The following is a 22,320-nucleotide window of genomic DNA, read 5'->3' on the forward strand; positions in this document are numbered from 1 at the left end:
GGCGGCCTGCCCCCGCATCCATCGGGACCTCCGAAAGATCCAAGCTGAGACTAGTCGGTATGTTCGGCGTCGAGTTCGCTGGCTTCCAGCCAGTTGATCGCCCTGTCCGCCCAGCCCTGCGGAATCATGTGCCCACCCGGGAACAGCTCAAAGGTGAGATCTGCTTCCGCGTGACAGCTCCAGCTGCGCAGCATCAGCTCGCCCTCCTGCCACATGCGATCCGGCGCATGGGTGGCGCAGCCGAGCGTCTCGCGCCACAGCTCCAGCCCGGCCCAGATATCGCCTTGGATAAAGCGTCCACCGCCGAGGATCCGCCCCTCCAGAGGCACAACGCCATCGGTCCAGCCGTGACTTTGGTAGAGCCGTACAGGCCCCGCACAGTCCTCAGGCTGCTGCCGCCAGAACCCACCCGAGACCGGAAGATACGCCGCAAAGCTGTCTGGCCTCTCGCAGGCCAGATAGTTCACCATAAAGGCGCCCGATGAAAAACCTGCGAGAACAGAGTGTTCGGCATCGATATTGAACCGCTCCCCTGCATCCGCAAGCACCGCAGGTAGAAAGTCGAAGTCATCACGTCCACCAAATGTGGGCAAAAACGACCAACTCCGCGGTCCATCCTCGGCACGGCGCGCACCATTGGGCGCGATCACTGCGTAGCCCCGGTCTGTCAGTGCTGAAATCACACCGCGCATACTCAGAACGCCCCGCGCAGAGCCGCCGTGGCCGTGCAGGAACATCACCGCGGGCACCGCGCCTTGCCCGTCCGACGGCAGGACGAGTTCATAGCTACCGTCAGGCAACGTGCAGGCGCCCTCTGCCGTGCCGCATATCGCATGGGCCGCAGGCGCCGCCATGATCAGCGCAAGCGCGAGGGAGGTGATCGCAGCAGAGTGTGTCATCCGTTCCATGCGCGCACCGGCAGGTTTGAATTGAGCCAGCCCGGCCCCGCAGCAGACCCAAACATGCCTTCGGGCACATCGATGATCGTGGTGAACCCTGCCGCGATCAGACGTTTACTCAGCCGCGCGGACCGCACGCCACCTGCACAGATCAGAGCAACCGGGCGCGTATTGTCCCCCTGCATCAGCGTGGTCAGCGCTTCGGTGAAATCGGCACGCCGCATATCGAGTGGAACGGCGCCCTCCGGCACGCCAGTGCGGCGCCATTCCGTCGGGGTGCGGATATCCAAGAGCAGAATATCCTCCATCGAGGCTTTGGCATGCGCCTGTTGCACCGACAGCAGACCGCCCTCATGAGGCGGCGTATATCGGTAGAGCCACCACCAGGCGCCGCCGCTGCCCGCAACAGCCACCGCGCCCAGCATCAGGCCCCTGCGGTTGAAACTGGTCACATGTCCGATTTTTTCCATGGTTCTATCCGTAGACGTGGCCTCATCCCTCTCCTAGCATGAACGTCATGATTGCGCGCGATCCGCGCGGTGACGAGCTGATCAAGATCGCGTCATCGCAATGCTGCATCGCCGCAACCAGCGGCGGCGGCAGAAAACATGCGGCCCAATGTCACATTTAGCTGTTTCCGATCCGAAACAGTCCACTTTCAGAGCGGATTTTCTGGAACACCACTGGAAATTTCCTTACGCAAATAGCAGCTAAGGGCCTGTTGCCCGAAAAATAAAACAAATGCCCGACCTGGAGAGTATGACGTGTCCCTTTTCTTGATAGCGGCCCTGCCATTCCTCGGCGCGCTGTTTCCCGCGCTTCTGATCCGTGCCGGTCGCAATGCCTCGGCCTCATCTGCCGGGCTTGCGACGGGCCTCGCCTTTATCGGCCTTATGCTGCACGCCCCTGCCATTCTGCGAGGAGAGACAGTGCAGGTCGGCCTCGAATGGCTGCCCGCGCTGGGGCTGCATGCGAATTTCTTTCTCGACGGGCTGGGTTTTCTGTTTGCCACCATGATCCTCGGAATCGGGCTGCTCATCATCCTTTATGCGCGCTTCTACCTGTCGCGAGAGGATCCGATGGGGCAATTCTATACCTATTTGCTGCTGTTCCAGGGCGCGATGGTTGGGATCGTTCTGTCCGACAACATCCTGCTTTTGTTGATCTTCTGGGAGCTGACATCGCTGTCGTCCTTCCTGCTGATCGGCTATTGGAAGCACCTGCCAGAAGGCCGTCAGGGCGCGCGCATGGCACTGACGGTGACCGGCATGGGCGGGCTGGCCATGATCGGTGGCATGCTGATCCTCGGCAATATCGCCGGCAGCTATGACATCAGCGTCATCCTGCAGAACAAGGACGCGATCCAGTCGTCGGATCTCTATCTTCCTGCATTGATCCTGATCCTGATCGGGGCCTTCACCAAATCGGCGCAATTCCCGTTTCACTTCTGGTTGCCGCATGCGATGGCCGCGCCGACGCCGGTTTCGGCCTATCTGCATTCCGCCACGATGGTGAAGGCAGGCCTGTTCCTGATGGCGCGCCTGTGGCCCGTTCTGGCAGGCACGCCGGAGTGGTTCTACATCGTCGCCACCACGGGCCTGATCACCATGGTGCTTGGTGCCGTGATCGCGTTGTTCAAGGATGATCTCAAGGCGCTCCTGGCGTTCTCTACCGTCTCGCATCTGGGCCTGATCACCATGCTTCTGGGCATGGGCACCAAGCTGGCGGCTGTGGTCGCGGTGTTCCACATCATCAACCACGCCACCTTCAAGGCCGCGCTCTTCATGTCTGCGGGCATCGTCGATCACGAAGCGCACACGCGGGATATCAAGCGCCTTGGCGGGCTGCGTCATCTGATGCCTGTCACCTTCGTGATTGCCACTCTGGCGTCGCTGTCGATGGCGGGCATTCCGCCGCTCAACGGGTTCCTTTCAAAGGAAATGATGCTGGAGGAGATTTCGCACACCAGCTGGATGCAAAGCCCGCTGGCCATGTCGATCCTCGCAACCATCGCGGCGATGTTCTCGGCGGCCTACTCCTTTCGTTATATCGCGCATGTGTTTCTCGGCCCCAAACGTGACGACTATCCAGCGAAACCCCATGATCCGGGGTTCGGCATGTGGGCATCGCCCGCTTTGCTGGTGACACTGGTGGTTCTGATCGGCCTGTTCTCGGCCAAGCTGGTCGGCCCACTGGTTGCCGCCTCCGCAAGTGCCGTCATCGGCGGAGAAAAACTTCCCTATTACTCGCTGAAACTCTGGCATGGGGTCACGCCTGCGCTTTACATGTCGATCATCGCCATTGTCGGCGGTCTTGTGCTGCTGGCCCTGCACCGCCCGCTGGAGCGGGTCTGGACCGCCCTGCCCCGCCCGGAGGCCAAGGAGATCTTTGATGCGATCGTTGGCGCAGCCACCCGTTTAATGCAGGGCATCACGGCCCGGCTGCATGACGGCTCGCTGACCCGCTACGGCGCTATCATGATCAGCTTCACCGCGGCCCTCAGTATCTATGCCTTTTCAACCGGCCTTTTGGGCGCACCCACCCGTGCGCTACAGGAGGCAGGTGCCTTGCCCATCGTTGCTTGGCTTTGCCTCATCGTGGCGGCCGCCTGCATCGTGTTGTTCCACCGTCGCCGGTTCATCGCGCTGATCCTGATCGGTATCGTCGGCCTGATCGTGTCGCTGTCGTTCAACTATCTCTCGGCACCGGATCTTGCCCTGACGCAGATCTCGGTCGAAGTGGTGACGATAATCCTGATGCTGCTGGCACTGAACTTCCTGCCCAAGGACACGCCGGTCGAAACCCCGGTCCTGACCCGGATGCGTGACGGCGTGATTGCGATCATCGGGGGCGTCGGCGTCGGCGGCCTGATCTACGCGATGCTGCTGCGGGATTTTGCCTTCCCGTCCATCTCCGGCTTTCACGTCGAAAACTCCTACAAGGGCGGTGGCGGCACCAATATGGTGAACGTAATCCTCGTGGATTTCCGTGGCTTTGACACCTTTGGCGAGATCATCGTGCTGGGCATCGCGGCGCTGGTCATCTTTGCGCTGACCGAGGCTGTTCTGTCCACGCGCGTCCGGGCCTATCTGCTGAACCGCAAACCCGACATCGAGCAGGCGGGCGACAGTCATCCGGGTATGATGGTCGTGGTGACGCGGATGATGATGCCCGTGGCTTTGATGGTTGCGGCCTACATCTTCTTCCGCGGGCACAATCTGCCGGGTGGTGGCTTCATCGCCGGTCTGATCGCGGCCATTGCCGTCATCATGCAGTACATGGCATCCGGCTTTGGCTGGGCGACGGAGCGACAACGCTTCCCCTATCACGGCATCATCGGCTCAGGCGTGCTGATCGCAGCCGCCACGGGGATTGGCGCCTGGTTCAACGGCCAGCCGTTCCTGACCTCCGCCTTTGGCTATGTGCACCTCCCGCCGTTGAATGAATTCGAGGTCGCCACAGCCGCATTGTTCGACCTTGGCGTGTTCCTCGCCGTCGTGGGCGCTGTCCTGCTGGCGCTGGAAAGCCTCTCGCGCTTTGCATGGCAGCCAGGCTCTGCATCCGAACATGCCATGGACATCAACCCTGCCCGCGACGACGCGGAACAAGACATGAAGGAGGCCTGAGAGCATGGAATTTCTCGTTGCTTCAGCCGTCGGCCTGCTCACCGCTGCGGGGATCTATCTGGTGCTGCGTCGCCGCACGTTCCCGGTGATCCTCGGCACCTCGCTGCTGTCCTATGCAGTGAATGTATTTCTCTTTGCCTCCGGGCGATTGGCGAGCAATGCGCCGCCGATCCTCAACAAATACGCCGATGTGGCCTATAGTGATCCGCTGCCGCAAGCGCTGGTGCTGACGGCGATCGTGATTTCCTTCGGCATGACCGCCGTGGTGGTGATGGTGGCCCTCGGGGCCTACCTCAGCGCCCGCAACGACAATATCAACATGGACGACACTGCGCCTGCGCAGGGAGAGGACGCATGAACCACCTTCTGATTGCGCCCATCGTGCTGCCTGCGCTGGTGGCACCATTCATCATCATGGCATTGCGCTACCACATTGATCTGCAGCGCATATTCTCGCTGGCCAGTAACGTGCTGCTGGTCGCGATCGCGATGGCGCTGGCCGTACAGGCCGCCGACGGAACAGTGCAGGTCTACGAGCTGGGCGACTGGCAAGCGCCCTTTGGCATCGTACTGGTGCTGGACCGTCTCTCGGCGATGATGGTTCTGCTCACCACGGTTCTCGCGCTGGCGGTAAACCTCTATGCGGTGGGCAGCAAATGGGACGAGCGCGGCGCCAATTTCCATCCGCTGTTCCTGTTTCAGCTGATGGGCATCATCGGCGCCTTCCTGACCGGGGATGCGTTCAACCTGTTCGTGTTCTTCGAGGTGTTGTTGATCGCCTCCTATGGTCTGATGATCCACGGCGGCGGCGCGCGGCGCTTTCAGGCGGGCGTGCAATATGTGGTGTTCAACCTCCTTGGCTCCACTCTGTTCCTGTTTGCGCTTGGCACGATCTACGGGGTGACTGGCACGCTCAACCTGGCCGATCTTGCGGTGCGTGTTGCGGAACTCCCGGCCGAGGACACCGCATTGATCCGCGTCGGCGCGATCATGCTCCTACTGGTCTTTGCGATCAAAGCGTCGCTGTTGCCGCTGCACTTCTGGTTGCCCGCTTCCTACGCCAACGCGCCTGCCCCGGTGGCGGCGCTGTTTGCGATCATGACCAAGGTGGGCGCCTATTCCATCCTGCGCATCTATACGCTGGTCTTTGGCCCCGATGTGGCAGTGGTCGAAGGGTTGGTGGACAGCTGGCTGCTGCCCGCCGCGCTGCTGACCGTCGCCATCGGCGCCATTGGCGTTCTGGGCTCAAAAGAGATCGGTCGCCTGATGTCCTTTGGCGCGATCACCTCGGTCGGCACGCTCCTGACCGCAATCGCGCTGTTCACGCCCGAGGCCACCGCAGCCGCCCTCTACTACACCGTACACTCGACACTGGCTGCGGCAGCGCTGTTTCTGGTGGCTGATATGGTCCGTCAGCGTCAGGGGGACGACATCGCGCCAAAACCGGTGATGGCGCAGAGCGGGCTGATTTCGGTCCTGTTCTTCATCGCAGCAATCGCCACCGCTGGCATGCCTCCGCTGTCCGGTTTCCTGGGCAAGCTGCTGATCCTGGACGCGGCACGCGACAATACGCTGGCGGTCTGGGTCTGGGCCGTGATCCTTACCAGTTCGCTCATTACCATCATGGGCTTTGCCCGCGCAGGCACGATGATCTTCTGGAAAAGCCACGGCCTGCCGCGCGATGACAGCATGGCAGAGCCAGAGATCGAGGTGGAACACCGCCAGGGCGGTGACGGAGCGCGAACGGCACCTACACCTGCGCTGCCGTTTGTCGCGACCTTCGGGTTGCTGGCCGGGCTAGTTGCCCTGACCCTCTTTGCCGGGCCGATGATGCGCTACACCAGCGCCACTGCAAACGACCTCTTTGCGCCACAGGCCTATATTGAGACGGTACTGGCCAACCGCGACCGCCCTGTTTCCGACCCTGACCCCGACGAGGCCGCGGACTATAATGCCGGGCAAGACAGCGCGAGTGAAGCCGCCGCCGAGGAGAGCAACTGATGAGGATCTTGAATCGCCTTCTTCCGCACCCGCTGCTGACACTGTTGCTGACGGTGATCTGGCAGCTGCTGGTCAACCGTTTTTCCCTGAACTCGCTGTTGTTTGGCTTCTTTCTCGGGCTGCTTATTCCATTCGTGACACAGCCCTACTGGCCCAACCGCCCCAAGCTAAAGAGCCCGCTGCGGCTGGCAGGGTATGTGCTCTTGGTGTTCTGGGACATCGTGGTCGCCAACATCATCGTGGCTCGCATCATTCTCTTCATGCCCAACAGCAAGCGACAGCCTGCTTGGGTCGAAGTGCCGCTGGACATCCGCACACCAGAGGCCATCGCGATACTCGGCGGCACCATCACCATGACGCCCGGAACGCTCACGGCGGACATTTCGGCTGATGGGCACTACCTGCTGGTCCACTGCCTGCACGCACCGGATACGGCGGCCGTCAGAGATGACATCAAATCCCGCTATGAAACCCGCCTGAAGGAGATTTTCGAATGATCGAATATGCCTATATCTTCGCCTTCGGGTGTTTCGCCGTCGCAATGCTGATGAACCTCTGGAAGGTGGTCACAGGCTCGGAAATCACCGACCAAATCCTCGCGCTGGATACCATGTTCATCAATTCCATCGCCTTGGTGGTGTTGTTTGGCGTCTTCCTGAGCTCGGAAATCTTCTTTGAGGCTTCGCTGATCATGGCAATGCTCGGCTTCATCTCAACCGTGGCCTATGCGCGCTTCCTGCTGCGCGGCAACATCATCGAGTGAGGAGACAAAAATGATCATCGACCTTCTCATCACCGGTTTCATCATCGTGGGGGGCCTTTTTGGCTTTGTGGGCTCCTTCGGCCTGCTGAAGCTCAACGACCCGATGTCGCGCATGCATGCGCCCACCAAGGCCACCACACTTGGGGTCGGTGGCGTGCTGCTCGGCTCCATGCTGCATGCCTGGGCCTACGAGGGGCGCGTGTCGGCGCATGAGCTGCTGATCACCCTGTTTCTGCTGGTCTCCGCTCCGGTCACGGCAAATTTCCTTGCCAAGGTGTTTATCAACCAGCAGACAAAGCCCAAGGATCTGCCGACACCCGGCACATGCAAGCTCTGGGCGACGCATAACAAGCCCGAGCACCACCCGGCGTCTGAACAGACCGGGGCCTGAGCGGCCTCTCTGACGGTCGCATGCGACAATGAGGCCGATACAATGCACAGTTCCCGCCTTCCGCTGACCCGCGATCTGGTCCTTGTGGGAGGCGGGCACACCCATGCGCTTCTGCTGCGGATGTGGGGAATGAATCCCCTGCCGGGCGTGCGCCTCACTCTCATCAATCCCGGCCCAACCGCCCCCTACTCCGGCATGTTGCCGGGCTTCGTGGCCGGGCACTACACGCGCGAGGCGCTGGATATCGACCTTGTGAAACTGGCGCGCTTTGCCGGCGCGCGCCTGATCCTTGGCGCTGCCGAACAGATCGACCCGGCCACCAAGCGTATCGCGGTCCCGGGACGGCCCGAGATCGCGTATGATGTCGCCTCCATCGACATCGGCATCACCTCTGCGATGCCCGATCTGCCCGGTTTCGCCGATCACGCCATCCCCGCAAAACCACTCGGCATGTTAGCTTCCGCATGGGAGGCATTTCGCGCCGACAGTTCTGCCGCACGTATCGCCTGCATCGGTGGAGGTGTCGCCGGGGCGGAGCTGATCCTCGCCATGTCTCACGCGCTGCGCCAGCACAATCGCCTGACGCAGGCCACGCTGATCGACAGCGATACGGCCCTGTCCGCGTTGGGAGAGCAAAGCCGGTCCCGCCTGCGCGCCGCACTTGAAACCCATGGCGTCACCTTGCTGGAGCAGACCAGGATTGATCGGCTGACGGAGGGCGAAATCCACCTTGAGGACGGCCATGTCCTTCTCAGCGATTTCACAGTCGGGGCCGCCGGTGCGCGTGCCTATGGCTGGCTTGGCTCCTCCGGCCTCGAACAACACGATGGCGCGCTTGTGGTGGATACAAACCTGCAAACCTCTGACGCTCATGTCTTTGCCGCCGGCGATTGCGCCCATATGGCCCGGACGCCGCGCCCAAAGGCCGGGGTTTACGCGGTGCGACAGGCGCCCATTCTCTTTCACAACCTCAGAGCCATGCTGAGCGGTGGCCCCCTGAAAGACTATCATCCGCAAAAAGACTACCTGAAACTGATCTCCATGGGCGGCAAGACAGCGCTCGCGGATCGCAACGGGCGCAGTTTTTCCGGCGCATTGCTGTGGCGGTGGAAGGATCACATCGACCGAAAGTTCATGGCGAAATTCGACGATCTGCCGGTCATGGCACCGCCCCCTTTACCCCGCCTTCGCGCGTCGGGACTGGAGGAGGCGCTCGGTGCAAAACCGATGTGTGGCGGTTGTGGCTCAAAGGTCGGACGCGACAGCCTGAACCGGGGGCTTGGCAGCTATACGGGCGCAGCAAGAGCCGACGTGACTCCCCTGCCCGGCGATGACGCGGCGCAGCTGCAGACCGGGGGGGCGATCCAGGTGATCAGTACCGATCACCTACGCGCCTTCACCGAAGATCCGATGACCATGACCCGCATCACCGCGCAGCACGCGCTGAACGACATCTGGGCCATGGGCGCCCGCCCGCAAGCGGCGACTGTCACCCTGATCCTGCCGCGCCAGACACCGGACCTGCAGGAGCGTCTTCTCGGCGAGATCATGAGTGCCGCGGATCAGGAGATGACATTCGCGGGCGCGGCCATTGTCGGTGGACATACCTCGCTCGGTGAGGAGCTGACGCTTGGCTTTACCATCACCGGTCTATGCGCTTCCGCCCCACTCACACTGGCAGGCGCGCAGGAGGGGGATCACCTGATCCTGACCAAGCCACTGGGAACCGGAACTATTCTTGCCGCAGAAATGACAGGTCAGGCGCGGGGGCGCTGGGTTGCCGACGCGCTTGACCTGATGTGTCAGAGCCAACGCAAGGCCGCCGAGGTATTGTGTGCACAGGCCCATGCCATGACCGATGTGACCGGCTTTGGCCTGCTGGGGCATCTGCAGGGAATGTGCGAGGCCTCTCATCTGGGGGCCGAAATCCGCTTTGACGCGATCCCCACGATGTGCGGCGCCCCGGAATTGGCAGAGGCCGGGGTGCGTTCAACCATATTCGACGACAACGCCGCCTTGTTGCCCGGCATTGGCACTGCCGGCGCACGCGCGCTGCTGTTCGACCCGCAAACCTCAGGCGGGTTGCTGGCCGCAGTGCCCTCGGATCAATCAGAGCAGCTCTTGGACCAATTGCGAAACCACGGCTATTGCGCGGCTGGGATCGGCGTCATGCGTGGTGCGGGCGAAGGGATCGTTCTGCGATGACGGCGCAAGCCAGGGTGCGGTTTGATAAGTCTTTCCCCTGACGGACGTCAAAGATGTAGAACACACCATGCCCCCTCAAAGGAGTCTCATCGTCAGACAGAAAACCGACACACCGGTGGCTCAGGGTCAATCGACCCTGCCCCTAGCGGGCAAACCTCTGCAGAAGAGTCATGATCTGCTCTGCAGCAGCAAGCCGATCCTGCGGTGCGAGCCCCTTTAGCGACAGACGCCCCAGCCCGTCCACTTCATAGCGCGCGCGTGCCTTGCGATAGGCGGGATCATAGTGGTCAGCCATCAGCCGCGCCGTCAGCCCCCGTTTATCCCCGGCCTCGATCAGCGAGATCCAACCATCCACAACCGCATGAGAGCGGTGCGTCCGCAACGGATCGAGCTGCGCCCGCAAACGTTCCGCATCCGAGAGGATGTCGTCATAGGCCTCGACCAGATAGTCGCAGCGGGCCTCAAACGGGGCCTCCACATCTATGCGGGGCGCGGTCTTCATCGCCTCCCACAGGCTGGGTGGCAGGATGCGGGCGCCGATTTTGCTGGCCTCCGCTTCCACAAGAACCGGACGCGTCGGGTCCATGCCTGCAAAAGCGCAGGCGATATAGCTCTCGAACCGTTTCTGGCTGGGTTGCCCACCGGGCCGCGCACCAAGCAGAGAGCCCCGATGACGCGCCAATCCCTCCAGATCGAGCACCTGTCCGCCAAGGCGTTCAACCGCCTGCAAGATCTCGGTCTTGGCGGTCCCGGTCAGCCCGTCCAGCAGCACCAACTGATGCGGCAGTGATGTCTCATAGAGGGCCGCATGCACCAACCGGCGATAACTCTGATAGCCGCCCTGAACCACCTCGGCGCGCCAGCCAATCTGGCTCAGCATCCAGGTAAAACTGCCGGATCGCTGCCCACCGCGCCAGCAATAGACCAGAGGACGCCATCCCCCCTCATAGGCGCTCAGACTGTGCTCTATGTGGTTGGCCGCGTTGCGAAACACCATCGCAGCACCAATCTTGCGCGCGCGAAAGGAACTCTCCTGCACATATATCGTGCCGACCTCGGCGCGTTCATCATTGTCCAGCACAGGCAGGTTGATGGCGCCGGGCACATGGTCCTCGGCATATTCAGCAGGGCTGCGCACATCGATCACGGTGTCGTGCCCATGCGCAAGAAAATCGGAAAGTGTTTGAAAGGTCAGAGCCATGCCCCATCTCTACTCTCACAGCCGGGGCAACAAAACAGAAATTCGCCGGACTGAGGCCGCCACCCGACTGATTTTGCCGAGATAGGGACCCGACCCAGAGCCGCGAACGGAACACTCAGATGCCCGATCCCGAATTGGAAATCGCCACCCTGCCTGCCACGCTGATCCGGCGCCTGCATCAGATCTCGGTGGCGCGGTTTGCGGCAGTCATGAGCGCCGCCGGGCTCGATCTGACGCCAGTGCAATACACCGCGATCGCCGCACTGGATGCAAGGCCCGGCATAGATCAGGCGACCCTCTCCGGATTGATCGGATATGACAGGGCAACTCTGGGCAAGGTCGTGGAGCGGCTGGAAATCAAGCAGCTCGTGCAGCGTGACATCTGCCCCGAGGACCGCCGCGCCCGCCGCCTGCGCCTGACGGAACGGGGACAGTCCCTGTTTGCCGCAGCCCGTCCCAATGTGGAGGCCATCCAGCCGGAGATCCTGTCTAACCTGACGCCAGAAGAGCGTGAGGCGTTGGTGCGGCTCCTGACCAAGGCGACGGATGTGGACGCACGCGGCGCTCCTTATGATGCGGATCGCCCAAGCTGACGTCGCATCACAGGCCGGCGTTCAAAAGTTTGCGCCGCACGTCCATTGATGTCGCATTTTTCGTCACGTGATCGCCCGACCTCCGGGCAGATATTCTTATCAACCGCGCTTGCGCGCAATTTCGATCCGCGCCTCCATCATGGACATATCCGCAATGATCTGACGACGTTTGCTGCGATCCCCGGTGTCGCGCAGCTCTTCTCGCAGGCGTGCCAATTCTCGGCTCAGGGAGACCACTTCCGGAACCGCTCCATTCTCTTTCATGATCCGGTTCATCACCGCGTTCTCGGGGTCCTCGCACTGCGGCAGCGGTTTGCCTGCCCCGTCAAGGTTGTCGAAGGCCCCGTCCCGCTCAGCAGCTTCAATCCGGGCATTGATAAGGTCGATCAGCGGATGGTCCATAGTGGCAAGATAGACGGAGGACCGCCGGCAGGCAACGCCATACCCAAGGCACCCTCACGTGGAGGTCCCACGGTAAGGAGCCGTTCGGCGACATGCGATGCACAGTCACGTCTCTGTCATCCATGCAACCGAATGTGTTGTGATAACTGCATATCCACTACGTTACCTCGATCAACATTCACAGCGACCAAAATGAAACATCAAATCACCTTCGCCCGCCTACCTGACATAGAACCCGACGAGATCATTGCTCACATGTCCGACCCACGCGTCGCCGAGCACATGCCTCTCCTGACATTCAAGTGGGACAAGTCCGCCGTGGCCAAATTTGTCGCAGCAAAGGAAGAATGCTGGAGCCGTGATGGGCTCGGCCATTGGGCCATACTGTCGGGTAAGACATATGTTGGATGGGGGGGATTTCAGAAGGAAGGGGACGAGTGGGATTTCGGCTTGGTTCTCACGCCACAATCCTTCGGGCTTGGCGCGCGCATTACAAAGCAAGCACTCGACTTCGCCCGTACCGACGAACGCATTCCTTTTGTGACGTTTCTCCTGCCTCCGTCGCGTCGGAACCTCGGTGCGCTCGACCGGCTTGGAGCCGTGTTCGTCGCTGAGCAGGAGTATGACGGTGAAACATTCCTTAAATTTCGGCTAGAAACCGAGTGACGGCTTCGCCCCGCGCCGCGGTCAATCAAAACCCCCGCCGGATCTCTCCGACGGGGGCTGAAAACGCACTGTTAGACGGGCTTATTTCTTGGTGATGCGGCCATCGGTATAGGCGCTGTAGGGGCCGACTTCGGCGAGGTATTCGGCAACCACATCGGCCAGGTCGGGGCCGTAGTCGTAGGCGTTCTTGTCGTCGCCTGCGAACATCTTGTAGCCGTCGCCACCGTTGCGCACGTAGTTGTTGGACACCACGCCGTAGGTTTTGGCAGGATCAATCGCGACCCAAGAACTTCTCCGTCCATGACCATTACCTCAGAGATACGCGCGCCCGGCTCTTTGGACGCATCAAAGGCGAATTTCATCCCGGCAACTTGCGGGAAGCGACCCGCGCCCTCTTCGATCTGACCAACACCGTTTTCCAGCGCGTCGATCATCGCCTGACCGGAGACCTCAAAGGTAGACAGTGTGTTCTGGAACGGCAGCACGCTCAAGACTTCGCCCATGGTGACTTCGCCCGCGTCGATGGAGGAGCGCAGACCGCCGCCATTCTGAATTGCCATGCTCACGCCTTGATCTTTCACCCGCGCAAGCATCGCATCGGCAACCAGATTGCCCATGGAGCATTCACCTGCACGGCAGACATCGCGCGAGCCATCAACGATATCCTTGGTTTCCGCAACGATCCGGGTTTTCATTTCCTCGATCGGCGCGCCCATTTCCTTGATGCGTGCCGTCATCTCCGCATCCGGTGTCACCGATGCATCCAGAAGGATCGGCTCACCCTCTGCTGAGACGACATTGCCCTCATCGTCAAAGGTCACGGTCAACTCACCGAGGTATTTGGAATAGGCATAGGCCTGCACCACCGGCACGTCGCCAACCATGGTGGGGTACGGACCAGCGGCGCGATCAGAGGTGTTGGACAGCAGCGTGTGCGAATGGCCGCCCACCACCAGATCCAGCCCCGGAACCTGCTCGGCAATCTCCATATCCTTGGCGAGCCCCACATGGGTCAGCGCGATGATCTTGTTCACACCTTCCGCTTGCAGCGCTTCGACATCGGCGGCCAAGCTGTCGATTTCATCCTGAAACACAACATTCGGCCCTGGCGAGGAGGTCTCGACCGTATCGGTCGCAAGTGCGGAGATGATGCCGATCTTCTCGCCTCCGACCTCAAGCACCACATGATTGCCGACCTTGCCCTTCAAGAGCGGCTCGGAGGTCAGGTCAAGATTGCCTGAGATCACCGGAAAGGACACGGTGTCGACGAATTTCTCAAGCCCAGCCGGGCCATCGTCGAATTCATGATTGCCAACGGCCATCACATCGTAGCCGATGTCTTCCATGAACTCAGCCTCAGCCGCGCCTTTGTAGGTGGTGTAGAAGAGCGACCCCTGAAACGGATCGCCTGCATCCAGCAGAACGACGTTCTGACCTTCCAGCGCACCGCGCATCTCGTCCACCTTGGCCTTCACGCGCGCGATGCCGCCAAAGCACTTGCCCTCGGCCTCATCGTCTGCGCCGCAGGTGGAATCATACTTGTTGATCGACTCGATGCGGCTGTGAATGTCGTTGGTGTGCAGAATGGTCAGCTTATAGTCCGCTGCGGCCATGCCCGCGGTCAGACCCAGCGCTGCTGCCGACGTCAGTAAACGTGAAATCATAGGATAAACCCTCACCTTGTTATGCCACCTCTACCGGCGGTTGTTATGGTCTCAGTATTCGTGATCTTTGCCCAAACAGTCAAAAACAAACTTACGTGACACCGCGATGTAGACGCAGGGGAAACTTTGCGCTGCCCTTCGCACAAGCACTCTTGCGCAAAGGGGGCGTCTGAGGGCATGAGGTGGCCATGCTGATTTACAAGATTTTCCGTGACGACGAATGGCGCGCCTTTGAGGCCGCCGGTGAAACCGATGGCGCGCCCGTGGACCTTGCGGACGGCTTTATCCACTTCTCGACCGCCCCGCAGGCGGCAGAAACCGCAGCCAAGCATTTCGCGGATGCCGAGGGGCTGTGGCTTCTGGCTTTTGAGGCGGATCAGATGGGCGATGCGCTCAAATGGGAGCCGTCACGCGGTGGCGCACTGTTCCCGCATCTCTATCGCCGGCTGCAACATGCGGAACTGATCTGGGCCAAACCGCTGCCGCTGGTTGAAGGTGTTCACCGTTTTCCCGCAGAAATGGTCTGAGCGCGCCGACGCGCAACAAAGGAGGCACGGCCGATGAAGCTGTCCGAAAAACTGGCGCTGGCCGTGATGCATCGCCTTGATCCCGAAACCGCGCATGGGCTGTCCATCAAGGCCCTGAAATCCGGTCTCACGCCCTGCCCCGGCCCGGTGACATCGCCGCGCCTGAAGACAGAAATTGCCGGTCTGAGCCTGCCCAATCCGGTCGGGCTGGCCGCAGGGTTTGACAAGAACGCCGAGGCGCTCAGCGCGCTGACGCAGGCCGGTTTCGGGTTTATTGAGGTGGGGGCCGCAACCCCGCGCCCTCAACCGGGCAATCCCAAACCGCGCCTGTTTCGCCTGAGCGAAGATCGCGCGGCGATCAATCGTTTCGGCTTTAACAACGAGGGCATGGAGGCGGTTGGCGCACGCCTTGCTCAGCGACCCAAGGATGGTGTGATCGGCCTCAACCTCGGCGCCAACAAAGACAGCGATGACCGCGCGCAGGACTTTGCCCGCGTCCTGAGCCATTGCGGCGCGCATCTGGACTTTGCCACCGTCAATGTCTCCTCTCCCAACACCGAAAAGCTGCGTGATCTGCAGGGCAAAGCTGCCCTTTCTGCGCTATTGGCAGGGGTCATGGAGGCACGAGAGGGCCTGGACCGCCCAATCCCGGTGTTCCTCAAAATTGCACCCGACCTGGATGAGGCAGGTCTTGACGATATCGCTGATGTCGCGCGCGAAAGCGGGATTGATGCGGTGATTGCAACCAATACGACGCTTGCCCGCGACGGTCTGAAAAGCGCGCAGTGCGATGAAATGGGCGGGCTCTCCGGCGCACCATTGTTTGAAAAATCCACCCGGGTGCTGGCACAGCTCTCCTTCCGGCTTGACGGTGCCGTGCCGATCATCGGTGTGGGCGGAATTTCCTCGGCTGAAGACGCCTATGCCAAGATCCGCGCGGGTGCATCAGCGGTGCAGTTTTATACCGCGCTGGTCTATGGCGGTCTGTCACTTGCAGCAGAGATAGCCAATGGCCTTGATGCGCTTCTGGCGCGCGACGGACATGAGAGCGTCGCGCAAGCCGTCGGCACAGATCGCGCGACTTGGCTCTAGTCATCCACGGCAGCCAGGGGCGCTCCCGCCCGTCAGGGATGCTTTAAAAAGCCCCCCTTCCCGTTGGGCCCAGCAGGCCGCGCCAAAGGCGCGGCCTGCCCCCGGCGATTTGCAAAGCAAAGCGCAAAACCTCACCAGTGATTTGCGATAGCAAATCTCCGTTTGCTATCAGGCGCCTCGCAAAGCGTCAGCTCAGCAATTCATCCCGCAGGCGAAATCGACGCCTCCAGCCGAGGGTAGCGGGCCGCCAGCGTCGCCGCGCGGGCGAGGTTCAGCACCATCAGCGCCAGCCACAGTCCGTGATTTCCCAGCACCGGCACACAGACCACAAGCGCGATCACATAGATCCCCACCGCCTGGATCATCGCGATCCGCATGTCGCGGGTCCAGGTGGCACCGATGTAGATGCCGTCGAACATGTAGCTTGCCACGCTGATCAGCGGTGCCAGTGCCACCCAGATCAGATAGCTCCGCGCAGTTTCACGCACCTCCGGCGCCGTGGCCATCAGATCGATCAGCGCAGGTCCGCCGCACCAGAAGGCCAGCGCCAGAGCCACCGCGAAGCACACACCCCAGTGGGACGACACAAGCGCTGCCCGGCGCAGGCGCACAGGATCCCGCGCGCCCACAGCCCCGCCCACCAGCGCTTCGGCGCTGAAGGCGAACCCATCCAATGCAAAGGCGGTGATCTCGATAAACTGGATCAGCACCTGATTGGACGCCAAGGTCACATCGCCCAGATCCGCGCCAAGGAACAGGAAGGTTGTGAACGACAGCGTCAGCAGCACCGACCGCACCATGATGTCGCCATTGACCTGCATCATCCGCTTCAGCCGCGCACGGTCGAAAATCCGCGCCCAATCGTACCACTGGTCGCCCGCAAAGGCCGATCTGCACAGCCAGAGGCCAAAGGCCAGCCCCGTCCACTCGGCGATCAGCGTCGCGATGGCGACCCCTTCGACGCCCCAGCCGAGCCCCAGCACGAACCACAGGTCCAGCGCGATATTGAGCCCGTTCATCCAGATCTGCAGCAGGAAGACCCCACGCGTGCGCTCGATCGCGATCAGCCAGCCCGTCACGGCATATAGCCCGATGGTCGCAGGCGCGCCCCAGATGCGGATCTGCAGATATTGCCGCGCCAGGCCCTCCACCTCGGCACTGGCGGGCGCCAGCGCGAATGCCCCCCAGAACACCGCCACCTGCGCCAGGATAAAGAACAGACCCGCGCCGCCTGCAAGGATCAGCCCCCGCATCAGCAGCGCGCCGGTCTCGGCCTCATCTCCGGCGCCGCGCGCCTGTGCCGCCAGACCGGTGGTGCCCATGCGCAGAAAACCGAACACCCAGTAGATGGTCGACAGGATCACCGCGCCGATGCCAACGGCGCCGATTGGGGCCGCCTCGCCCAGCTGTCCCACCACGCCCGTATCCACCGCACCCAGGATCGGCACGGTTGCATTGGACAGAACGATGGGCAGCGCGATTTTCAACACCCGGCTGTGGGTGATCGGTCCGGAGGCCTCCGACATGAAATTGGTCCTTCGTGATCAGCCCTCGGAGGGGCGCTCCTGCGGCATCAGGAAATGCCCGGTCGCCTGGGCAAACAGCTTGTCCTTGTGGTCCTGCCAAGCCGCCACATGCACCGAGGCATAGCGCCGTCCGGAGCGGTTCACGGTGGCGCGCGCGTAGGAATCACGCGGCAGGCCGGAGCGCAGGTAATCCACCGTGAAATCAATGGTCTTGGGCAGGCGCGGCATCTGCCCCGCCGCCATCGTTTCCACATCCAGATCACCGCTTTCGAACTGTGGCCAGAGGTGGAACCACTGCAGGGTGATCACCGAGGTCACCTCGAGAAACGCTGCCGTGGCCCCGCCGTAAATCGCCGGCAGCATCGGGTTGCCAATCAGATTGTCGTGGAAATGCATGGTCGAGGTCAGCTCATCGCCGCGGCGCTCGAAGGTGATGCCAAGAAAGCCGATGTAAGGCACCAACTCCACCAGCGCCGCAAGGGCCGCATCACGGCGTTGCTTGATCACCTGCACGGGTTCAGGACGCGGGCGGCTCATGATTTCAACTCCACTGTGAAAGCGCCGGAGGCGGTGGCCACGGGTGTCTCGCTCTGCTCATCCGTCGCCACCGCGCGCACAAAGGCAACATTGCGGGTCACGTGGTGACAGGTGGCGGTGGTGGTGATGGTCTGACCCGGCGTTGCGCCGCGCATATAGTCGATGCGCAGGTCGATGGTGGCGGTGCTGGAGGGCGCGCTCGGGTGGCTCATCACCGCCGCACCACAGCAGGTGTCCATCAGCGCCGAGACCGCGCCGCCATGGATCACACCGGTGTCCGGATCCCCGATCAGCTTCTTGTCATAGGGCATCACGATCACCGCGCGCCCCTCGCCGATCTCTGTCAGCTCCATTCCCAGCGCACGCGAATGCGGGATCGCCTCGATGAACTGGCGCGCCAGTTGCGTCTTGTCTGCCATGGGGAGCTCCTTGTCGCTGTTGCCTCATTTATCAGGTCCCGCTCTCCAAAGCGCAAGGCTTGCAAAACTCCCAGTTGCACCGCTCGGTTCACTTCCTTAGGTTGCCCCACAAGGGAGGACGTGGATGACCGAAACAAAACTGTCATTCAAGGAGATGTGCGCCGAGTTCGAAGTGACTCCGCGCACCCTGCGCTATTACGAATACATCGAACTGCTGCAACCAGAGCGGCAGGGGCGGTCCCGCTTCTATGGGCCCCGCGATGTGGCGCGGATGAAGCTGATCCTGCGCGGGCGCAAGTTCGGCTTCCAGCTGGAAGAGATCCGCCAGTGGCTCCTGATCTATGACAAGGAAGGCGACGCGGCCCAGAACCGTGCCTTCATCGAAATGGCCGACCACCAACTGAAGGAGCTGGAACATCAGCGCCAGCAGATCGACGAGGCGATGGAAGAGCTGACCGACCTGCGCAAGGTGACCCTGAACCTGCTGGATGGCTGATTTGCTCTTGTGAGGCGCAAGACCCGGCCTGGGTTTTGGATCGGTGCCAGTATCTCAACTGCGGTCGCTCCCTAGTCGTGATGCACGCTTGGACCTTTCAGCCATGAAACATCTATGAAGGACTTTCGCTGGCAAGTCGCCGGAAACGTCCAAGGCAATTGTTTGTCAGTAGAGCTGATCGACGAATACGGAGATGTATTTGCGGACATATCTCGCTGCGATGGCCCCAATGCACTCAGAACTCAACTCCTTTGGCAACGACATTGATCTCGGCATCGTGGAGGCATTCATCCGCGTCGCCCGCGAAAGATTGGAGCGTTTCGAAGACGGTTCGTCGCTGACAAAGGCCCGAACCAACCAGTGATTTACAACAGAGTGAGAGGCCGTGTGGACCCGCTCTTTCGACTTCGCTGACAGTCACACCAGAATTTCCAGTGCAGAGAGACCCGTCACGCCAACGGGCACTACAAAGCCCTGACCTGCACAGAAAACCCCTTATTTTACGCTTGTTTTCCGGTCGTTGCGCCGGGGAGCTCCAGCAATTTCCTGCCCTTTCGGTTCACGACGTCACGTCAAACCGCCCTGCCACCACGTCACCCTTTGAAGTGACGCGGCGTCGAAGTTACGTAAACGTCAAGTTCATGTTGTAACTCTCGACAAGAGCCGCCAAGGTTTACGCAGACGACGCCAACGTAAAGCAACATCTGAGTGACGCCCCCATGACTGAAGACACCAAATCCATTCGCGATATGTGTGACGAGTTCGGAGTGACTCCGCGCACGTTGCGATTTTACGAAGCCAAGGAATTGCTGTTCCCGGTCCGGGACGGGCAAAAACGCTTGTTCACCAAACGCGACCGGGCGCGGCTGAAACTCATCCTGCGTGGCAAGCGATTTGGCTTTAGCCTCGAAGAAATCCGCCAACTTCTGGACCTCTATCACATGGGTGACCAGCAACTGACGCAGCTGAGCCGCACCTATGACATTGCCCAGGACCGTCTGGCCGACATGGAACGCCAGCGCGACGAGCTGACCGAGGCAATTGATGACCTGAAGGATCAGCTGAAATGGGGCGAGAAAGTCATCGCCTCGATGAAAACAAACGCCAAGGCGGCCGAGTAGCCCTCACCGCCCTGCCCGCCTGATTGAATCCGCAAACCGCACCACTCCAACCAACGAGGACCGCGATGCCGAGCTATACCGCCCCCACCAAGGACACACAATTTGTCCTGCATGACGTGCTGAACATCAAGGAGTCGGGCATCCCCGGCTACGACGAACTGGAACGCGACTTCACCGGCGCCGTGCTGGAAGAAGCAGGCAAGATCGCCCGTGACGTGCTGCACCCGCTGAACGTGGTGGGCGACACCGAAGGCTGCCGACTGGAAAACGGTGTGGTCTACACCCCGACCGGCTTTAAGGCCGCCTTCGAGCAAGTAAAGGAAGGCGGCTGGCCCGGTCTCGACATGCCGGAGCAATACGGTGGTCAGAACATGCCCTATGTAATGGGCACCGCCGTGGGTGAGTTCTTCTCCGCGGCCAACCAGGCCTTCACCATGTATCAGGGCCTGACCCATGGCGCGGCCTCGGCGATCTTGGTGCATGGCACCGATGAGCAGAAGGACAAATATCTGCCCAAAATGGTCTCCTGCGAATGGACCGGCACCATGAACCTGACGGAGCCCCATTGCGGCACCGACCTCGGGCTGATGCGTACCAAGGCAGAGCCGCAGGACGATGGCTCCTACGCGATCTCCGGCCAGAAGATCTTCATCTCCGCCGGCGACCACGACATGTCCGACAACGTGATCCATCTGGTGCTGGCCAAGATCCCGGGCGGCCCCGAGGGCATCAAGGGCGTTTCGCTGTTCATCGTGCCGAAATTCCTGGTGAAAGAGGACGGCTCCGTTGGCGAACGCAACGGTGTCTCGGTCGGCAACATCGAAGAGAAGATGGGCATCCACGGCAACTCCACCTGCGTCATGAACTACGACGGCGCCAAAGGCTGGCTGCTCGGTGACATGCATAAGGGCATGCGCGCCATGTTCACCATGATGAACGAGGCCCGTCTGGGCGTCGGCATGCAGGGTGTGGCGCAGGCCGAGGCCGCCTATCAAAACGCGGTGGACTACGCCAAGGACCGCCTGCAGGGCCGTGATGTGACCGGTGCAAAAAATCCCGACGGCCCCGCCGATCCGCTGATCGTGCACCCGGACATCCGCCGCAGCCTGATGGATCAGAAAAGCTTTGCCGAAGGCGCACGCGCATTCCTGCTGTGGGGCGCCACGCTGATCGACAAGGCCCACCGCGGCGAGGACAAGGATGCCGACGGCCTGATCTCGCTGATGACTCCGGTCATCAAGGGGTTCCTGACCGACCAAGGTTACGACATGACCGTGAAGGCGCAGCAGGTCTATGGCGGCCATGGCTACATCGAGGAATGGGGCATGTCGCAATACACCCGCGACGCCCGCATCGCGATGATCTATGAGGGCGCAAACGGCGTGCAGGCGCTGGATCTGGTGGGTCGCAAGCTGGCGCAAGACGGCGGCAAGCATGTGATGGCTTTCTTTGATCTCGTCAAAGGGTTCTGCAAGGAAAACGCCGAACTTTCCGAAGATTACGCAAAGGACTTCATCGAACCCCTGAAAGCGGCATCGAAGGATTTGCAGGCGGCGGGAATGTATTTCATGCAAAACGGCATGAAGAATCCCAACCACGCGCTCGCAGGTTCCAACGACTTCATGCACATGTTCGGCCACGTCTGCCTCGGCTTGATGTGGGCGATGATGGGCAAGGCGGCCAAATCGGCGCTTGACGCCGGGGCCTCTGACGCGGCGTTCTACGAGACAAAGCTCGCCACCGGCCGCTACTACATGGCACGTCAGCTGCCCGCGACCAAACTGCACCTTGCCCGCATCGAGACCGGCGCCGACACGGTGATGGCGCTCGACGCCGCGCAGTTCTGATCGCGATCTGCGACATGACAGCGGATGTGCCCTTCAGGGCGCATCCGGTCCCTTCTGCAGCCGGGGCGCATTTGGAAAAGAGAGGATCCGAATATGCCCAAACGTTTTCGCCTGACCCGCCGCTTTCCCGTCGCCATGACCGAGGACGGATTTCGCAGGCTCAAGCGCTTTGCCCATGAGGCCGGACTGGACGAGGGAGAGGCGCTGTCCTTTCTGTTCGAGAATTTCGACAGCGTGATCAATGAGGATAATCTGACCCACCGCATGCGGCTGTTCAACGCCGAGCTGGAGGATCGAAAACGCTGACGCCAGGACCCGAATCCTGAACCAGGGCGTCAAAGGGG

23 protein-coding genes and 1 pseudogene are annotated in these 22,320 nt (G+C 61.2%); 16 read left to right on the forward strand and 8 right to left on the reverse strand.

Translation table 11 applies throughout. The features are described 5' to 3' along the window. Window positions 1-50 precede the first annotated feature (50 nt). Entirely contained in the window at window positions 51-899 is an 849-nt protein-coding gene (locus R1T40_RS07295; RefSeq protein ID WP_317386425.1) for an alpha/beta hydrolase family esterase, read from the reverse strand. Then, window positions 896-1,369 (reverse strand): rhodanese-like domain-containing protein, encoded by a 474-nt coding sequence (locus tag R1T40_RS07300; RefSeq protein WP_317386426.1) that lies wholly within the window; start codon window positions 1,367-1,369, stop codon window positions 896-898. The genes R1T40_RS07295 and R1T40_RS07300 overlap by 4 nt, the downstream gene beginning before the upstream one ends. 294 nt (window positions 1,370-1,663) lie before the next feature. On the opposite strand from R1T40_RS07300, the gene R1T40_RS07305 reads away from it, so the two are divergent. From R1T40_RS07305 to selD, 7 genes are read left to right on the forward strand one after another with little or no spacing between them, the layout of a single operon-like run. Beyond that, window positions 1,664-4,525: a monovalent cation/H+ antiporter subunit A gene (locus tag R1T40_RS07305; RefSeq protein WP_317386427.1), complete on the forward strand. Its 2,862-nt coding sequence runs from the start codon at window positions 1,664-1,666 to the stop codon at window positions 4,523-4,525. Between the two features lie 4 nt (window positions 4,526-4,529). Then, window positions 4,530-4,883: a Na+/H+ antiporter subunit C gene (locus tag R1T40_RS07310; RefSeq protein ID WP_106164796.1), complete on the forward strand. Its 354-nt coding sequence runs from the start codon at window positions 4,530-4,532 to the stop codon at window positions 4,881-4,883. Continuing rightward, complete coding sequence (locus R1T40_RS07315) at window positions 4,880-6,526, forward strand: monovalent cation/H+ antiporter subunit D (protein WP_317386428.1); 1,647 nt, start codon at window positions 4,880-4,882, stop codon at window positions 6,524-6,526. Before R1T40_RS07310 ends, R1T40_RS07315 begins: the two co-directional genes overlap by 4 nt. Continuing rightward, on the forward strand, window positions 6,526-7,023 hold the full coding sequence (locus R1T40_RS07320) for a Na+/H+ antiporter subunit E (protein WP_317386429.1): 498 nt from the start codon (window positions 6,526-6,528) through the stop codon (window positions 7,021-7,023). Before R1T40_RS07315 ends, R1T40_RS07320 begins: the two co-directional genes overlap by 1 nt. Beyond that, entirely contained in the window at window positions 7,020-7,289 is a 270-nt protein-coding gene (locus R1T40_RS07325) for a K+/H+ antiporter subunit F (protein WP_317386430.1), read from the forward strand. The genes R1T40_RS07320 and R1T40_RS07325 overlap by 4 nt, the downstream gene beginning before the upstream one ends. Before the next feature lie 10 nt (window positions 7,290-7,299). Next, window positions 7,300-7,680, forward strand: a complete 381-nt coding sequence (locus R1T40_RS07330) for a Na+/H+ antiporter subunit G (RefSeq protein ID WP_317386431.1) — start codon at window positions 7,300-7,302, stop codon at window positions 7,678-7,680. Window positions 7,681-7,722: 42 nt separating this feature from the next. Continuing rightward, entirely contained in the window at window positions 7,723-9,885 is a 2,163-nt protein-coding gene (gene selD / locus R1T40_RS07335; protein ID WP_317386432.1) for a selenide, water dikinase SelD, read from the forward strand. 142 nt (window positions 9,886-10,027) lie between these two features. Here the strand turns inward: selD and mnmH are convergent, their stop codons facing one another. Further along, window positions 10,028-11,086, reverse strand: coding sequence for a tRNA 2-selenouridine(34) synthase MnmH (gene mnmH, locus R1T40_RS07340; protein WP_317386433.1), 1,059 nt, complete (start codon window positions 11,084-11,086; stop codon window positions 10,028-10,030). A gap of 119 nt (window positions 11,087-11,205) precedes the next feature. Between mnmH and R1T40_RS07345 the strand changes: the two genes are divergently transcribed. Continuing rightward, window positions 11,206-11,679 (forward strand): MarR family winged helix-turn-helix transcriptional regulator, encoded by a 474-nt coding sequence (locus R1T40_RS07345; RefSeq protein WP_317386434.1) that lies wholly within the window; start codon window positions 11,206-11,208, stop codon window positions 11,677-11,679. A 99-nt stretch (window positions 11,680-11,778) separates the two neighbouring features. On the opposite strand, the gene R1T40_RS07350 is transcribed toward R1T40_RS07345, so the two are convergent. Beyond that, window positions 11,779-12,081 carry a DnaJ family domain-containing protein gene (locus tag R1T40_RS07350; RefSeq protein WP_317386435.1) on the reverse strand — a complete coding sequence of 101 codons (303 nt, stop codon included), beginning with the start codon at window positions 12,079-12,081 and terminating at the stop codon, window positions 11,779-11,781. Between the two features lie 192 nt (window positions 12,082-12,273). Here R1T40_RS07350 and R1T40_RS07355 point away from each other — a divergent pair, with 192 nt between their 5' ends. Further along, window positions 12,274-12,747, forward strand: a complete 474-nt coding sequence (locus R1T40_RS07355) for a GNAT family N-acetyltransferase (protein ID WP_317386436.1) — start codon at window positions 12,274-12,276, stop codon at window positions 12,745-12,747. Window positions 12,748-12,828: 81 nt separating this feature from the next. Here the strand turns inward: R1T40_RS07355 and R1T40_RS07360 are convergent. Then, window positions 12,829-14,411: pseudogene (locus R1T40_RS07360) on the reverse strand (bifunctional metallophosphatase/5'-nucleotidase). A 188-nt stretch (window positions 14,412-14,599) separates the two neighbouring features. Here R1T40_RS07360 and R1T40_RS07365 point away from each other — a divergent pair. Further along, complete coding sequence (locus R1T40_RS07365; RefSeq protein WP_106164807.1) at window positions 14,600-14,938, forward strand: DUF952 domain-containing protein; 339 nt, start codon at window positions 14,600-14,602, stop codon at window positions 14,936-14,938. A 33-nt stretch (window positions 14,939-14,971) separates the two neighbouring features. Further along, window positions 14,972-16,030, forward strand: a complete 1,059-nt coding sequence (locus R1T40_RS07370; RefSeq protein ID WP_317386437.1) for a quinone-dependent dihydroorotate dehydrogenase — start codon at window positions 14,972-14,974, stop codon at window positions 16,028-16,030. A 200-nt stretch (window positions 16,031-16,230) separates the two neighbouring features. Here R1T40_RS07370 and R1T40_RS07375 read toward each other — a convergent pair whose 3' ends face one another. The 3 genes from R1T40_RS07375 to R1T40_RS07385 are packed head-to-tail and all read right to left on the reverse strand — an operon-like array spanning window position 16,231 to window position 18,512. Further along, window positions 16,231-17,556, reverse strand: coding sequence for an MATE family efflux transporter (locus tag R1T40_RS07375; protein WP_317386438.1), 1,326 nt, complete (start codon window positions 17,554-17,556; stop codon window positions 16,231-16,233). 18 nt (window positions 17,557-17,574) lie between these two features. Then, complete coding sequence (locus R1T40_RS07380) at window positions 17,575-18,093, reverse strand: PaaI family thioesterase (protein ID WP_317386439.1); 519 nt, start codon at window positions 18,091-18,093, stop codon at window positions 17,575-17,577. After that, window positions 18,090-18,512, reverse strand: coding sequence for a PaaI family thioesterase (locus R1T40_RS07385; protein WP_317386440.1), 423 nt, complete (start codon window positions 18,510-18,512; stop codon window positions 18,090-18,092). Before R1T40_RS07385 ends, R1T40_RS07380 begins: the two co-directional genes overlap by 4 nt. Before the next feature lie 124 nt (window positions 18,513-18,636). Between R1T40_RS07385 and R1T40_RS07390 the strand changes: the two genes are divergently transcribed. The 5 genes from R1T40_RS07390 (at window position 18,637) to R1T40_RS07410 (ending at window position 22,282) form a co-directional block, all read left to right on the forward strand. Then, window positions 18,637-19,008, forward strand: a complete 372-nt coding sequence (locus R1T40_RS07390) for a MerR family transcriptional regulator (RefSeq protein WP_317386441.1) — start codon at window positions 18,637-18,639, stop codon at window positions 19,006-19,008. A 199-nt stretch (window positions 19,009-19,207) separates the two neighbouring features. Further along, on the forward strand, window positions 19,208-19,372 hold the full coding sequence (locus R1T40_RS07395; protein WP_317386442.1) for a hypothetical protein: 165 nt from the start codon (window positions 19,208-19,210) through the stop codon (window positions 19,370-19,372). 355 nt (window positions 19,373-19,727) lie between these two features. Further along, window positions 19,728-20,129, forward strand: a complete 402-nt coding sequence (locus R1T40_RS07400; protein WP_106164814.1) for a MerR family transcriptional regulator — start codon at window positions 19,728-19,730, stop codon at window positions 20,127-20,129. Window positions 20,130-20,194: 65 nt separating this feature from the next. Then, entirely contained in the window at window positions 20,195-21,976 is a 1,782-nt protein-coding gene (locus tag R1T40_RS07405; RefSeq protein ID WP_317386443.1) for an acyl-CoA dehydrogenase C-terminal domain-containing protein, read from the forward strand. A gap of 93 nt (window positions 21,977-22,069) precedes the next feature. Then, complete coding sequence (locus tag R1T40_RS07410) at window positions 22,070-22,282, forward strand: hypothetical protein (protein ID WP_317386444.1); 213 nt, start codon at window positions 22,070-22,072, stop codon at window positions 22,280-22,282. The last annotated feature ends 38 nt before the right edge of the window (window positions 22,283-22,320 follow it).

The organism is Tritonibacter scottomollicae, from assembly GCF_032924845.1.
In the GTDB taxonomy this organism is placed as follows: Bacteria; Pseudomonadota; Alphaproteobacteria; order Rhodobacterales; family Rhodobacteraceae; genus Epibacterium; species Epibacterium scottomollicae.

What these genes read in the sequence shown, in the direction of transcription:
- R1T40_RS07295 (WP_317386425.1), bottom strand. Translation starts at nt 899, where the DNA reads ATGACACACTCTGCTGCGATCACCTCCCTCGCGCTTGCGCTGATCATG.
- R1T40_RS07300 (WP_317386426.1), bottom strand. Translation starts at nt 1,369, where the DNA reads ATGGAAAAAATCGGACATGTGACCAGTTTCAACCGCAGGGGCCTGATG.
- R1T40_RS07310 (WP_106164796.1), top strand. Translation starts at nt 4,530, where the DNA reads ATGGAATTTCTCGTTGCTTCAGCCGTCGGCCTGCTCACCGCTGCGGGG.
- R1T40_RS07315 (WP_317386428.1), top strand. Translation starts at nt 4,880, where the DNA reads ATGAACCACCTTCTGATTGCGCCCATCGTGCTGCCTGCGCTGGTGGCA.
- R1T40_RS07320 (WP_317386429.1), top strand. Translation starts at nt 6,526, where the DNA reads ATGAGGATCTTGAATCGCCTTCTTCCGCACCCGCTGCTGACACTGTTG.
- R1T40_RS07325 (WP_317386430.1), top strand. Translation starts at nt 7,020, where the DNA reads ATGATCGAATATGCCTATATCTTCGCCTTCGGGTGTTTCGCCGTCGCA.
- R1T40_RS07330 (WP_317386431.1), top strand. Translation starts at nt 7,300, where the DNA reads ATGATCATCGACCTTCTCATCACCGGTTTCATCATCGTGGGGGGCCTT.
- selD (WP_317386432.1), top strand. Translation starts at nt 7,723, where the DNA reads ATGCACAGTTCCCGCCTTCCGCTGACCCGCGATCTGGTCCTTGTGGGA.
- mnmH (WP_317386433.1), bottom strand. Translation starts at nt 11,086, where the DNA reads ATGGCTCTGACCTTTCAAACACTTTCCGATTTTCTTGCGCATGGGCAC.
- R1T40_RS07345 (WP_317386434.1), top strand. Translation starts at nt 11,206, where the DNA reads ATGCCCGATCCCGAATTGGAAATCGCCACCCTGCCTGCCACGCTGATC.
- R1T40_RS07350 (WP_317386435.1), bottom strand. Translation starts at nt 12,081, where the DNA reads ATGGACCATCCGCTGATCGACCTTATCAATGCCCGGATTGAAGCTGCT.
- R1T40_RS07355 (WP_317386436.1), top strand. Translation starts at nt 12,274, where the DNA reads ATGAAACATCAAATCACCTTCGCCCGCCTACCTGACATAGAACCCGAC.
- R1T40_RS07365 (WP_106164807.1), top strand. Translation starts at nt 14,600, where the DNA reads ATGCTGATTTACAAGATTTTCCGTGACGACGAATGGCGCGCCTTTGAG.
- R1T40_RS07370 (WP_317386437.1), top strand. Translation starts at nt 14,972, where the DNA reads ATGAAGCTGTCCGAAAAACTGGCGCTGGCCGTGATGCATCGCCTTGAT.
- R1T40_RS07375 (WP_317386438.1), bottom strand. Translation starts at nt 17,556, where the DNA reads ATGTCGGAGGCCTCCGGACCGATCACCCACAGCCGGGTGTTGAAAATC.
- R1T40_RS07380 (WP_317386439.1), bottom strand. Translation starts at nt 18,093, where the DNA reads ATGAGCCGCCCGCGTCCTGAACCCGTGCAGGTGATCAAGCAACGCCGT.
- R1T40_RS07385 (WP_317386440.1), bottom strand. Translation starts at nt 18,512, where the DNA reads ATGGCAGACAAGACGCAACTGGCGCGCCAGTTCATCGAGGCGATCCCG.
- R1T40_RS07390 (WP_317386441.1), top strand. Translation starts at nt 18,637, where the DNA reads ATGACCGAAACAAAACTGTCATTCAAGGAGATGTGCGCCGAGTTCGAA.
- R1T40_RS07400 (WP_106164814.1), top strand. Translation starts at nt 19,728, where the DNA reads ATGACTGAAGACACCAAATCCATTCGCGATATGTGTGACGAGTTCGGA.
- R1T40_RS07405 (WP_317386443.1), top strand. Translation starts at nt 20,195, where the DNA reads ATGCCGAGCTATACCGCCCCCACCAAGGACACACAATTTGTCCTGCAT.
- R1T40_RS07410 (WP_317386444.1), top strand. Translation starts at nt 22,070, where the DNA reads ATGCCCAAACGTTTTCGCCTGACCCGCCGCTTTCCCGTCGCCATGACC.